At 46.3% G+C, this 13,505-nt stretch carries 11 protein-coding genes; all 11 read left to right on the top strand.

Annotated elements, in window-relative coordinates:
* Positions 1 to 17: 17 nt before the first annotated feature.
* The 11 genes from fabZ to LKD42_RS07900 all read left to right on the top strand — a co-directional run bounded on the left by fabZ (position 18) and on the right by LKD42_RS07900 (position 13,430).
* Positions 18 to 446 (top strand): 3-hydroxyacyl-ACP dehydratase FabZ, encoded by a 429-nt coding sequence (gene fabZ, locus LKD42_RS07950; RefSeq protein ID WP_283094980.1) that lies wholly within the window; start codon positions 18 to 20, stop codon positions 444 to 446.
* A gap of 13 nt (positions 447 to 459) precedes the next feature.
* Positions 460 to 1,812: an acetyl-CoA carboxylase biotin carboxylase subunit gene (locus tag LKD42_RS07945; RefSeq protein WP_022118608.1), complete on the top strand. Its 1,353-nt coding sequence runs from the start codon at positions 460 to 462 to the stop codon at positions 1,810 to 1,812.
* A 12-nt stretch (positions 1,813 to 1,824) separates the two neighbouring features.
* Positions 1,825 to 3,546, top strand: coding sequence for an acetyl-CoA carboxylase carboxyltransferase subunit alpha (locus tag LKD42_RS07940; protein ID WP_248835355.1), 1,722 nt, complete (start codon positions 1,825 to 1,827; stop codon positions 3,544 to 3,546).
* A 39-nt stretch (positions 3,547 to 3,585) separates the two neighbouring features.
* Positions 3,586 to 4,632, top strand: coding sequence for an NAD(P)H-dependent flavin oxidoreductase (locus tag LKD42_RS07935; protein ID WP_248835354.1), 1,047 nt, complete (start codon positions 3,586 to 3,588; stop codon positions 4,630 to 4,632).
* A 149-nt stretch (positions 4,633 to 4,781) separates the two neighbouring features.
* The gene (gltX, locus tag LKD42_RS07930; RefSeq protein WP_215659769.1) at positions 4,782 to 6,233 is read left to right on the top strand and encodes a glutamate--tRNA ligase; all 1,452 of its coding nucleotides are present in this window, start codon (positions 4,782 to 4,784) and stop codon (positions 6,231 to 6,233) included.
* A 3-nt stretch (positions 6,234 to 6,236) separates the two neighbouring features.
* Positions 6,237 to 8,111 carry an ATP-dependent helicase gene (locus tag LKD42_RS07925; RefSeq protein ID WP_248835353.1) on the top strand — a complete coding sequence of 625 codons (1,875 nt, stop codon included), beginning with the start codon at positions 6,237 to 6,239 and terminating at the stop codon, positions 8,109 to 8,111.
* On the top strand, positions 8,108 to 9,064 hold the full coding sequence (locus LKD42_RS07920) for an AAA family ATPase (protein WP_248835352.1): 957 nt from the start codon (positions 8,108 to 8,110) through the stop codon (positions 9,062 to 9,064). Before LKD42_RS07925 ends, LKD42_RS07920 begins: the two co-directional genes overlap by 4 nt.
* Positions 9,061 to 10,836, top strand: a complete 1,776-nt coding sequence (locus tag LKD42_RS07915) for a cobaltochelatase CobT-related protein (protein WP_331464836.1) — start codon at positions 9,061 to 9,063, stop codon at positions 10,834 to 10,836. The genes LKD42_RS07920 and LKD42_RS07915 overlap by 4 nt, the downstream gene beginning before the upstream one ends.
* Before the next feature lie 94 nt (positions 10,837 to 10,930).
* A complete protein-coding gene (locus LKD42_RS07910; protein WP_248835351.1) occupies positions 10,931 to 11,776 on the top strand; it encodes an energy-coupling factor transporter ATPase in 846 nt (281 codons plus the stop codon).
* Positions 11,767 to 12,630, top strand: a complete 864-nt coding sequence (locus tag LKD42_RS07905; protein WP_022118616.1) for an energy-coupling factor transporter ATPase — start codon at positions 11,767 to 11,769, stop codon at positions 12,628 to 12,630. Before LKD42_RS07910 ends, LKD42_RS07905 begins: the two co-directional genes overlap by 10 nt.
* Positions 12,624 to 13,430: an energy-coupling factor transporter transmembrane component T family protein gene (locus tag LKD42_RS07900; RefSeq protein ID WP_248835350.1), complete on the top strand. Its 807-nt coding sequence runs from the start codon at positions 12,624 to 12,626 to the stop codon at positions 13,428 to 13,430. The genes LKD42_RS07905 and LKD42_RS07900 overlap by 7 nt, the downstream gene beginning before the upstream one ends.
* Positions 13,431 to 13,505: the final 75 nt, after the last annotated feature.

The following is a 13,505-nucleotide window of genomic DNA, read 5'->3' as shown; positions in this document are numbered from 1 at the left end:
CTTTGGAGGAAGAAAAAATGTCAGTGATGAAAGCAAAAGAAATCATGGAAGTGATCCCACACAGACAGCCGATGCTTCTGATCGATACGATTGAAGAACTGACACCGGGCGAGCATGGAATTGGCAAGAAGTGTGTCAGTTACAACGAGCCCTATTTTGCAGGTCATTTTCCACAGGAACCAGTTATGCCTGGTGTACTGATGATTGAGGCTCTGGCTCAGGTCGGTGCAGTTGTGATGTTATCGTGTCCGGAATATAAAGGGAAAACAGCTTATTTTGGTGCCATCAACCAGGCAAAATTCAAACGGAAAGTGGTTCCGGGGGATGTCCTGATGCTGGAAGTGGAAATGATCAAGAAGAAAGGTCCGATCGGGATCGGAAAAGCCGTGGCAATGGTTGAAGGGGAAGTAGCCGTATCTGCAGAGCTGACCTTTGCAATCGGATAAAAAGGAGAGAAAGATGTTTCAGAAAATATTGATCGCCAACCGGGGGGAGATTGCACTTCGGATCATACGTGCGTGCAGAGAACTTGGCATTCGTACCGTTGCCATCTATTCACAGGCGGATGCGGAAGCACTGCACGCTCAACTGGCAGACGAAGCCATCTGTATCGGACCATCTGCCGCAGCGGAGAGTTATCTTGATATGGAACGTATTTTAAGTGCCTGTATTGCAGCAAAAGCAGATGCCATTCATCCGGGATTTGGATTTTTGTCGGAAAACAGTAAATTTGCAGATATGTGCAGAAAATGCGGGATCACCTTTATCGGTCCGTCCGCAGAGGTGATCGAACGCATGGGAAACAAATCCGAAGCCAGAAATACCATGATAAAAGCCGGCATCCCGGTTGTGCCGGGAACCGAAAGACCACTCACCGATGCCGGGAAAGCAAAAGAGGCGGCAGATCAGATTGGCTATCCGGTCATGATAAAAGCGGCACTTGGAGGCGGAGGAAAAGGCATGCGGCTTTCGCAGACAGCGGAAGATTTTCTGGAAAATTTCAAGGTAGCACAGCTGGAAGCAATCCGCGGTTTCGGAGACGATTCCATGTATATCGAGAAATATATCGAAGAGCCGAAACATATTGAGTTTCAGATTCTTGCCGATAAATTCGGCAACGTCATTCAACTTGGGGAGCGTGACTGTTCCATTCAGAGAAATCATCAGAAAGTGATTGAAGAATCTCCAAGCAGCGTGCTGGATGAAACACTGCGAAAAGAAATGGGAGCGGTGGCAGTGCGTGCCGCAAAAGCGGCAGCTTACGAAAATGCCGGAACGATTGAATTTCTTCTGGATAAGCAGAAGCGTTATTATTTTATGGAGATGAACACCCGGATCCAGGTAGAACATCCGGTGACCGAAATGGTATCTGGCGTGGATCTGATCAAGGAACAGATTTATATTGCAGCCGGTTTGCCGCTTGATCTGACGCAGGAAGAGATCACGTTACGCGGTCATGCACTGGAATGTCGCATCAACGCCGAAGATCCAAAGAAGAATTTTATGCCGTGTCCTGGAAAGCTCGGTCAGATACATTTGCCGGGTGGCTTTGGCGTGAGGGTTGATACTGCTATTTACGGTGGATGTGAGATATCGCCTTACTATGATTCAATGGCGGCAAAAGTGATTGTTCATGACAGGACAAGACAGGGGGCGATCCAGAAAATGAGAAGTGCCCTTGGCGAACTGGTTCTGGAAGGGATCACAACAAATCTTGATTTTCAGTTTCAGATTCTGGATGATGAGGATTTTATCAATGGAAATTTTGATACTTCTTTTATAGAGAAAAAGTTTCAGATGGAAAAAGAATAAGGAGGCCAAAGCATGGCAATTTTCAAATCCATGTTTAAAAAGACAGGCTATATAAAAATTGGATCGCAGCCAGAAGAGAAGGGACCGTCTGTACCGGATGGTATGTGGCTGAAGTGCTCAAAATGTAAAAAAATGGTCTATCGGGAAGATGTAAAAGAAAAGTTTTACACCTGTCCGAAATGCGGTGACTATTTTCGAATCAAGGCAAAGACCAGACTTCGCCTGCTGCTTGATAAAGGAAGCTTTCAGGAATGGGGAACGGATATCGAAGAGAAAAATCCGATTGATTTTCCGGAATACGAAGAAAAACTTTCTGATACAAGAAGAAAAACAGGATTAAAGGAAGCCGTTACGATCGGAAAAGGAAGCATCTGTGGATGGGAAACGGTAATCGGTGTGTGCGATGCCAGATTTCTGATGAGCAGCATGGGATATGTAGTAGGAGAGCGTATCACGCAGGCATTTGAACAAGCGACAGAGGAAAAACTGCCAGTGATCCTGTTTTGTTGTTCCGGTGGGGCGAGAATGCAGGAAGGGATTATTTCTCTGATGCAGATGGCAAAAACAGCAGCGGCAATCAGACGTCACAGCGATGCAGGCCTTCTTTACATTCCGGTGCTGACGGATCCGACAACGGGTGGTGTGACGGCAAGTTTTGCCATGCTTGGCGATGTGATCCTTGCAGAGCCAGGAGCCCTGATTGGATTTGCGGGTCCGCGTGTGATCCGTCAGACAACCGGAGAAAAACTGCCGGACGGATTCCAGAGAGCGGAGTTTTTGCTGGAAAAAGGCATGATCGATGCGATTATTGAGCGTAAAAGTATGAGAGAAGAACTTGGAAAATTACTTAGGCTTCACAATCAGAAAGCAGCAGAAACCTTTGCATCAAAAGCAAGCATGTTCCAGACAGATCCTATAGAAGAAAAGCACTCTGATAAAGAAAATAAAAAGGAGAAAAGTGCCTGGGAGCGGGTGGAACTGTCACGCAGTCCGGCAAGATGCACGGTGGGAGATTATATCGATCAGATTTTTGAAGATTTTACTGAACTTCACGGGGATCGCTGCTTTGGAGATGATGGAGCTGTGATCGGCGGGATCGCCACACTTTCGGGTATTCCGGTTACAGTCATCGGACAGCAGAAGGGGAAAAATACCAGGGAAAATATCCGCTGCAATTTTGGCATGGCATCTCCGGAAGGCTATCGTAAGGCCCTTCGTCTGATGAAACAGGCAGAAAAATTCCATCGTCCGATCATCTGTTTTGTAGATACGCCGGGGGCTGCCTGCGGGATCGGAGCAGAAGAACGCGGACAGGGCAGAGCGATCGCAGAAAATCTCAGTGAGATGTCAGGTCTGAAAGTTCCGGTACTCAGCATTGTGATCGGAGAAGGCGGAAGCGGAGGGGCACTTGCCCTTGCCGTGGCAAATGAAGTCTGGATGATGGAAAATGCTACCTACTCGATCCTTTCGCCGGAAGGATTTGCATCGATTCTCTGGAAAGACGGAAAACGTGCAAAAGAAGCGGCAGGGATCATGAAGATCACGGCAAAAGATTTAAAAGAACTTGGTGTGATCGAGTGGATCGTTCCGGAAGTCGAGCCGGCACAGAAGAAAAATCTGGAAACGATTACAGGAAACATGAAAGAACATATGCTCTGTTTCCTGGAAAAACAGGAAGAAAAAAGCGAAGATCAGCTTGCCATAGAACGCTACGAGCGTTTTCGCAGGTATTAGATGTCTGACTTTGACATCGTACAAAAGGACGGAATATATATGGACAGAAAACCATTAAAAATCGGAGACTTAACTGCAAGGATTCCGGTGATCCAGGGCGGAATGGGTGTTGGGATCAGTCTTTCGCATCTGGCAGGCAGTGTGGCGGCAAATGGCGGTGTCGGTATCCTTTCTGCCGCACAGATCGGATTTCGCGAGCCAGATTTTGAAGAACATCCAAAAGAAGCGAATCTGCGTGCCATACAGTCCCAGCTTGCAAAGGCAAGAGCACTTGCAGGCGGCGGAATCGTCGGATTTAATATCATGGTTGCCACAAAAGATTATGCAGATTACGTGAAGGCTGCTGTAAAAGCCGGGGCGGATCTGATCATTTCCGGGGCAGGGCTTCCGGAAAAACTCCCGGAATATGTAAAAGGCAGCAACACGAAGATCGCACCGATCGTTTCCACAGAAAAAGCGGCCAAAGTGATGCTGCGGATCTGGAAAAGAAAATACAATGTTGTGCCGGATCTGTTGGTGATCGAAGGGCCAAAAGCAGGTGGACATCTGGGCTTTCACCGGGAACAGCTGGAAATGTTTACGGATGAGACCTATGCACAGGAAGTAAAAAAAATCCTGGCCGTGGTAAGAGAAATCGAAGCGGACAGCCACAAAAATATACCGGTCGTGCTGGCAGGCGGGATCTATGACCGTGCCGATATGGATCGGGCTCTGGCACTTGGCGTGGATGGCGTACAGATGGGGACACGCTTTGTCACGACATACGAGTGTGACGCAGATCTGTCTTATAAACAGGCGTACATCGACTGTAAAAAAGAACAGATCGGTATTGTCAAAAGCCCTGTCGGCATGCCGGGTCGTGCTATTTTCAATACCTTTATCAAACATGGTTCGCATAAAATTGATAAAAAATGTCTCCATTGCCTGGAGCACTGTAATCCAAAAGAAATCCCTTACTGTATCACACGTGCATTGATCGCGGCGGCGAAAGGAAATCTGGACGAAGCACTGCTGTTCTGTGGGGCAAATGCCTGGAAGGCAGAAAAATTGGAGCATGTGGCGGACATTATGGAAGAACTAAAGTAAAATCTCCGGAATTCTGGAAATGCAGATATCTGTCTGTTTTCAGAATTCCGGGGATTTTTTTCTCTGTACAAATTACAAAACAGAGTATATAATGAAGTGAAATGACGTTTTGGGAAGCATAGAAAAGCCCAAGGATGAGGAGGAAAGATATGAGCAAAGTCAGAACACGTTTTGCACCAAGTCCGACAGGAAGGATGCACGTAGGAAATTTAAGAACTGCATTATATGCATATCTGATTGCAAAACATGAAGGAGGAGACTTTATTCTCCGTATAGAGGACACCGACCAGGAGCGTTACGTGGAAGGTGCATTGGATATTATTTACCATACACTCAAAGAAACAGGTCTGGTTCATGATGAAGGTCCGGATCTGGATGGCGGCGTTGGTCCGTATGTACAGAGCGAGCGTCAGGCACAGGGCATTTACCTGAAATATGCCAAAGAGCTGGTTGAAAAAGGGGAAGCATATTACTGTTTCTGCGGCAAAGAGCGTCTGGAATCTTTAAAACAGGAAGTTGCCGGAAAAGAAATTATTGTTTATGACAAACACTGTCTGCATCTTTCCAAAGAAGAAGTAGAAGCCAAACTGGCAGCAGGCGTTCCGTATGTTATCCGTCAGAACATCCCGAATGAAGGAACGACTTCTTTCGAAGATGAGATTTACGGAAAGATTGAAGTTCCGAACTCAGAGCTGGATGATATGATTCTGATTAAATCTGATGGATATCCGACCTACAATTTTGCAAATGTAGTTGATGACCACCTGATGGGCATCACTCATGTGGTAAGAGGAAATGAATATCTGTCATCTTCACCGAAATACAATCGTCTGTATGCGGCATTTGGCTGGGATGTTCCGGTTTATGTGCACTGCCCGCTGATCACAAACGAAGAGCATAAAAAGCTGAGCAAACGCTGCGGTCATTCTTCTTACGAAGACCTGATCGAGCAGGGATTTGTGACAGAAGCAGTTGTAAACTATGTGGCACTGCTTGGATGGTGTCCGTCTGACAACCGTGAGATCTTCTCTCTGGAGGAGCTGGTAGAAGCTTTTGATTATCATCATATGAATAAATCACCGGCTGTTTTTGATATGGGCAAATTAAGATGGATGAACGGTGAATATATCAAGGCGATGGATTTTGATAAATTCTACGAGCGTGCACTGCCATATCTGAAAGAAGCGATCCACAAAGATCTGGATCTGAAAAAGATCGCATCTCAGGTTAAGACACGTATCGAAGTATTCCCGGAGATCAAAGAGCTGATCGATTTTTATGAAGAAGTTCCGGAGTATGATACACAGATGTATTGCCACAAAAAAATGAAAACAACAGAGGAAACTTCTCTGAACCTGTTAAAAGAAGTACTTCCTCTGCTTGAGGCACAGGATGATTACAGCAACGATGCACTGTTTGAGGCACTGGTAGCATTCGGTAAAGAACATGGATATAAGACCGGGTATATCATGTGGCCGATTCGTACTGCTCTTTCCGGTAAACAGACAACACCGGCAGGTGCAACCGAGATCCTGGAGATTCTTGGAAAAGAAGAATCCATCAAACGCATCCATGCGGCAATAGAGAAATTGGAGAAATAATCTATGAGTTTGAGTGAAACTCAGTCCAGGGCAGTCGCCCATGGAGCAGGTCCCTGCATCTGTCTTGCAGGGCCTGGCTCCGGAAAAACCACCGTTATCACCGAGAGAACAAAATACCTGATCGAAAAGCAGGGGATCAGCCCATCGGAAATCCTGGTCATCACGTTTACCAAAGCAGCATCCATCGAGATGCGGGAGCGTTTTCACAATGCAATGAAGGGACGTTATGCACCGGTTACTTTTGGTACCTTTCATGCGGTCTTTTTTACGATCCTCAAAGCTGCCTATCACTATACGGCAGAAAATATTTTAAGAGAAGAAGAGAAATATACGATCCTGCGTGATATTTTGGAACCGATGGATCTGGAGATCGAAGATGAGAAGGAGTTTCTTTTGGGTGTCACAGAGGAGATCAGTCTGATCAAAAACGAGCGGATATCGCTTGAACATTATTATTCTTCTAATTGCCCGGAAGATGTGTTCCGCAGTATTTTCAGAGAATATCGGCAGGCTCTGATACGGAAACGGAAACTGGATTTTGATGATATGCTGGTCTGCACTTACGAACTGTTAAAAGCAAGACCGGATATCTGCAGGGGATGGCAGAAACGTTTCCGCTATATTCTGATCGATGAATTTCAGGATATCAATGCGATCCAGTATGAGACGGTCAAACTTCTGGCACAGCCTGGAAACAATCTGTTTATCGTCGGCGATGATGACCAGTCCATCTATCGTTTTCGCGGTGCAAAGCCGGAGATCATGCTGAATTTTCAGAAAGATTTTCCGAAAGCTGTGATGATCCAGCTTGCAGAGAATTACCGTTCGACGGAGTGCATCATCAAAGGAGCCGGCAGGGTGATCGCTCACAACACCAACCGTTTTCAGAAAAGCACACATGGCATCCGCGGAAACGGAGAGAAGATCACAATCTCTTTCTTTCAGAATCAGGCAATGGAGGCTCTGGCGGTTGTCAAAAAAGTGCAGGATATGCTGCGAGACGGAAGAGAGCCGCAGGAGATCGCAGTTCTGTTCCGGACGAATACCGGAGCACGTATTTATCTGGAAAAATTCATGGAATACAACCTCCCGTTCCGGATGCGGGACGGACTGCCGAATATTTACGAACACTGGATCGCAAACGATCTGTTTACCTACATACGCATTGCAAACGGAAATCGCAGCCGGAAAGATTTTCTGCAGATCATAAACCGTCCGAACCGTTATATCAGCCGTGATTATCTGGATTCCCAGACGGTTACACTGGAAGGACTGCGGCAGAAATGTCAGGGGCGGGACTGGATGGAAGATCGGATCGACCGCCTGGAATATGATCTTTCCTGTATTGCGAAAATGAAGCCTTATGCGGCGATTAATTATATCAGGCATGCGGTAGGATATGAAGAATATTTGAGAGAATATGCACAGTTTCGCAGGATCAAGCCGGAAGAGCTGTATGAGGTTTTAGATGAACTTCAGGAAGCAGCCAGAAGTTTTGATACTTTTGATGCCTGGTGTGTCCATATGGAAGAATATAAAGAAGCTTTGCAGAAAAAAAGCAGTGAGCAGAAAGAAGAAGCAAAGGCGGTTGTTTTTACAACACTGCACAGTGCCAAAGGTCTGGAGTTTCCGGTGGTATTTCTTGTGGATGCAGTGGAAGGCAATATGCCGCACCGGAAAGCAGTGATGGATGCAGATATCCAGGAAGAACGCCGTCTGTTTTATGTGGGCATGACGCGGGCAAAAGACAAGCTCTATCTGTATTATGCAAAAGAACGCTATGGGCAGGAGCTGTCCTGTTCCAGATTTATTGAAGAACTGCGAGGAGACGGCACACCAAAACCCGGACAGGGAGAAAAAAGGAGACAGACGATATGACATCAAATACAGAGAAAAGTTTGCAGATTTTAAAAGAAGAGATACAAAGGCTGGAAGAACAGGGCATTTCCGGGCATATTTTAGAAGAACTTATGGAATTTCGAAGAGAAAATGATACGGGCGATGCGGCAGAAGAACGCTGCATCCGTCCGCAGATCCCGTTTTTCGGAAAAGAGGTTCTGGAAATGGCGATCGCGGCTCTGTTAGCGGGCGAAAACGTGCTGCTTTGCGGCGGAAAGGCCACCGGGAAAAATATTCTTGCAGAAAATCTTGCCTGGCTTTTTAGAAGGCCAACTTATAATATTTCTTTTCATGTCAATACAGACAGCAGTACACTGATCGGTACGGATACGTTCCGCAACAACGAAGTCCAGCTGCGGGAAGGTCCGATTATCCAGTGTGCAAAAACCGGAGGTTTTGGGATCCTTGATGAAATCAACATGGCAAAAAACGATGCCGTATCGGTGTTGCATGCAACTTTGGATTACCGCAGAGCAATTGATGTGCCGGGATACGAAAGAGTTGTACTTCATCCGGCTACGCGTTTTATCGGTACAATGAACTATGGCTATGCCGGCACAAAAGAGTTAAACGAAGCACTTGTTTCCAGATTTGTGGTTATCAATATGCCGTCACCGGATGAGGAAACTCTGAATCATATTTTAAAGAGCATGTATCCAACCTTAAAAGAATCTGCGGCAGAGCAGTTTGTCGGTCTGTTTCTGGATCTTCAGACAAAAGCTCAGAACAGCGAGATTTCTGCCAAAGCACTGGATCTTCGAGGGCTTCTGGCGGCGATCGGGCTGATGAAGATCGGACTTTCTCCGATCCGGGCAATCCATATGGGCGTGGGCAACAAAAGCTTTGACCTGTTCGAAAGGGAGATGGTAGAAGATATCATTATGACCAGAATCCCGTCATCGCTTGAAGCAGCGGAGGTGTTTGAAGATTGACAAACGAAGAGCTGGAACATGGCAGTTTTGAGATTGAGAACCGCATCCGCAACCTGATGTGGACGATCAGCGAAGATTATGATCTGGATACGAAGCCGGATGTGACATCTTTTTACAAATCAAAATACATTTCTATTTACGATGCCATCAAGCAGGGAGCTTTTTCCAGGTTTTTTGACAAGGATGCTTTTGCACTCTATCTTCTGAAAAAAGTGTATCTCGGGGCAGATGAAAGTCAGCTTGTGACATTGGGACAGATCTGTGTGGAGGCGGCATGCCATGACAAGATCGCAAAGGAGCGGCCCGGTGTCCCGGATATCCGCAAAAAAGCCTTTGAGGCGATCATGGACCACGATTTTGAAAAAATGCTGGACACGTATACCGGAAAAGTCAAACTTGCCTATATGAGAGAAGCACTGACCGGGAGTGCTCCGGCGGACAGCCGCGTGATCCGCCCGTTTGAACAGCTGAAAAGGCTGGAACAGGCACAGAAAACGGAAGAACTGGTGCAGGCGGTTGATTGGTTTTACAATCAGATGGTGGATCCGACGTTTGAAAAGAGAGTCGGAGATCTGGAAAAAGTCCTTTCCGTCAGCACAGAAGAATTATCTGGCTTTGACTGGCAGGATTTTCTGGAAGAAGAAGCGGCGGAAGATGCTTATCGGAGGATGCAGCATCAGCTGGCAGATGCCATGACTTCTTTTTCTGAGAAGGAAAAGCAAAAAAAGGAACAGGAGCAAAAGGGCGGTACGCAGGTGATCGGGCTGGATGATGAAGCAATTGCAAAAATGAACAGTTACATTGAACTCAATTATGGCAGGAGTTACCTGACACCGCTGGAGGCAGAACGCATCAACCATCAGATCTGCACAGGGGCACATGCAGACTGTACTTTATATTTTACAGATGGGATCCTTGCAAATATGGTGAAAGTCAACGCCCAGTCAGAGTATGCCAGAAGGACGAAAGAAGTCAACTGGCGTGTATACGAGCAGAACCGCAGAATGGCAAAACAGAATATTGATATGCTGACTAATGTTTTAAAACGTGCACTGGTAGCCAGGAACGAAAAAGAAACCTATGTGGGAGAATCTGGTAGAATCCTGCCAAATCGCCTCTGGAATATCGGACGGACAGAGAACAGAAAATTGTTTCTGCAGGAGAGCAGGCGTTATAATACCGATTTTGTGGTTGAAGTGCTGATCGACGGCAGCGGTTCCCAGAGAAGCAGACAGAGCCATGTGGCACTGCAGGCTTTTATGCTCAGTGAGGCACTCACCAATGTTGGAATCCCACACCGGGTTATGAGTTTCTGCACGTTCTGGGATTATACGGTCATGCGGAGATTTCGGGAATACGAGGATGGAAGAGAAGCAAACCTGCGTATTTTTGAATTTTACGGCTCTTCCAACAACCGGGACGGACTGGCTGTGCGTGCTGCAGCCGCAGGGCTTCTGAAAAGAGACGAAGAAAACAAAATCCTGATCGTGTTAAGTGACGGAAGACCAAATGATATTGTAGTCAATCGCCCGAACAGCCGCAATCCCAGGCCTTATTTCGGTGATTATGGCACAAAAGATACGGCAATGGAAGTACGGCATCTGCGAAATGCGGGTGTATCCGTACTCGGTGTTTTTACTGGGGAGGAAGGGGATCTTCAGGCGGAGCGGAGAATTTTCGGCAAAGATTTTGCCTATATCCGCAGAATTGATAATTTTTCGGCAGTAGTCGGAAGATATTTAAAAAAACAGCTGGAAGAGACTTGTAATTAACATCTAAATCCTTTACAATAAAATGCGAGTGCAAAAAAGCACTCCGAAAACTTGCATAAAAGTATCTTAAAAATACAGGAAAGTATGGTGGACCATGGGAATCATTGAGGCGGCGAAGCTGGCATTTGAATATAAAAAGTATGACGAAAATGGGGAAGTCGAAGAGACGATCCGTGCCGTGGACGGTGTGGATCTGGATGTGAAAAAAGGCGATTTTGTGGCAGTTCTGGGGCATAATGGTTCCGGAAAGTCCACGCTTGCCAAGCAGATCAATGCCATTTTGACACCGACAGACGGTACCTTATATGTGGACGGTATGGATGTGCGGGATGAAAAGAATATCTGGGACGTACGTAAAACGGCCGGGATGGTATTTCAGAATCCGGACAACCAGATCATCGGTACGGTGGTCGAAGAAGATGTCGGATTTGGACCGGAAAACATGGGAATACCGACCGAGGAGATCTGGGAGAGAGTTGAAGAGAGTCTCAAAAGTGTCGGCATGTGGGAATATCGCAAAAATTCTCCAAACAAACTTTCAGGCGGACAAAAACAGCGTGTGGCGATCGCCGGCGTGGTTGCAATGCATCCGAAATGCATCGTTCTGGATGAGCCGACCGCGATGCTGGATCCGAACGGCCGAAAAGAAGTGATTCGTGCCGTGCGTGCGTTAAATCAGGTAGAAAAAGTAACTGCCATTTTGATCACGCATTATATGGAAGAAGTTATCTATGCAGATAAAGTAATCGTGATGGATGATGGAAAAATCGTTATGCAGGGGACACCGTTCGAGATTTTTGCTCAGGTGGACACTCTGAAAAAATACCGTCTGGATGTGCCACAGGTGACTCTTCTGGCACACGAACTGAGAAAAGCCGGTGTTGATCTGCCGGAATGTGTACTAAGTACGGAGGAGTTAGTAAAAGCATTATGTCAATGAAATTAAAAAAAGTAAGCTACGTTTACAGTGAGGGCGATGCGTTTGAGAAAAAAGCACTCGATGAGATCAGTCTGGAAATTCCGGACGGACAGTTTATCGGGATCATCGGTCATACCGGCTCCGGGAAATCTACGCTGATCCAGCATTTAAACGGACTGCTTCGGGCAACTTCCGGTGCGATTTATTATGATGGAGAAAATATTTATCAGGAAGGTTACGACATGCGTACCCTGCGAAGTAAGGTCGGTCTGGTCTTCCAGTATCCGGAGCACCAGCTTTTTGAAGTCGATGTTTTTTCTGATGTCTGCTTTGGACCGAAAAATCTGGGATTATCCAAAGAAGAAGTGGAAGAGCGGGCAAAAAAAGCACTGACACAGGTTGGCCTGGATGAAAGCTATTATAAGAAATCACCGTTTGAACTTTCAGGCGGGCAAAAAAGGCGTGTGGCGATTGCAGGTATCCTTGCGATGCATCCGCAGGTGTTGATCCTGGATGAGCCGACCGCAGGCCTTGATCCGAAAGGACGCGATGAGATCCTGGATCAGGTAGCACTGCTTCAGAAAGAACGTAAGATCACAGTTATACTGGTGTCGCACAGCATGGAAGATGTTGCCAGATATGTAGATCGTATTATTGTAGTAAATGACGGAAAGATTTTGTTTGATGATACACCAAAACAGGTCTTTCAGCATTATAAAGAGCTGGAAAGCGTCGGACTTGCAGCACCTCAGGTCACTTATGTGGTAAAGGCTCTGAAAGAAAAAGGCTGGGATATTGACACGACAGCAACCACGGTAGAAGAGGCAAAAGAAGCCATTCTTTTGGCAATCAAGAAAAGGGAAAAGATATGTTAAGAGATATTACATTAGGACAATACTATCCGTCTGATTCCGTAATCCACAAAATGGATCCCCGCGTCAAACTGTTTGGGACGATCGTATTTATTATTTCACTGTTTTTGTTTCAGAAGATCAGTGTCTATGTTGTGGCAACACTGTTTCTGGCTGCTGTGATCATGATCTCAAAAGTGCCGTTTTCTTTTATGGTCAAGGGATTGAAGGGGATTTTTGTGCTGATGATGATCACCGTTGTGTTTAATCTGTTTCTGACACCGGGAACGACAGCATTTGCGATCCGGAAATTAAAAGTTACCTGGGAAGGTATCCGGCAGGCTGCTTTTATGGCTGTGCGCCTGACCTATCTGATCCTTGGATCTTCAGTGCTGACGCTGACTACGACACCGAATAATCTGACGGACGGACTGGAAAAAGCCCTTTCCCCGCTGAAAGTCATCAAAGTTCCGGTGCATGAGATATCCATGATGATGTCCATCGCACTTCGTTTTATCCCAATCTTGCTCGATGAGACAGACAAGATCATGAAAGCTCAGATGGCAAGATGTGCCGATTTTGAGAGCGGCGGACTGATCAAGAAAGCAAAAAGCCTGGTACCGCTGCTTGTTCCGCTTTTTATTTCGGCATTTCGACGGGCAAATGACCTTGCGATGGCGATGGAAGCCAGAGGGTACCGCGGCGGTGAGGGAAGAACGAAGATGAAGCCGCTGATCTATAAAAAAAGAGACCATGTTGCATATGTGATACTGCTGACTTATCTGGTATGTATTATTGCAACGGGCAATATCATAGCATTTTAACCAAATCAAGGAAGTCCTCTGCTTCAATCGCGAATATCCGCTTGACAAGAAGCCCTGCTTCATGAAAATTATTTC

Source organism: Hominisplanchenecus faecis (assembly GCF_020687205.1).
Classification (GTDB): Bacteria; Bacillota; Clostridia; order Lachnospirales; family Lachnospiraceae; genus Hominisplanchenecus; species Hominisplanchenecus faecis.
The sequence above is the reverse complement of the archived record's forward strand: the minus strand, read 5'-3'. Positions and strand labels throughout refer to the sequence as shown.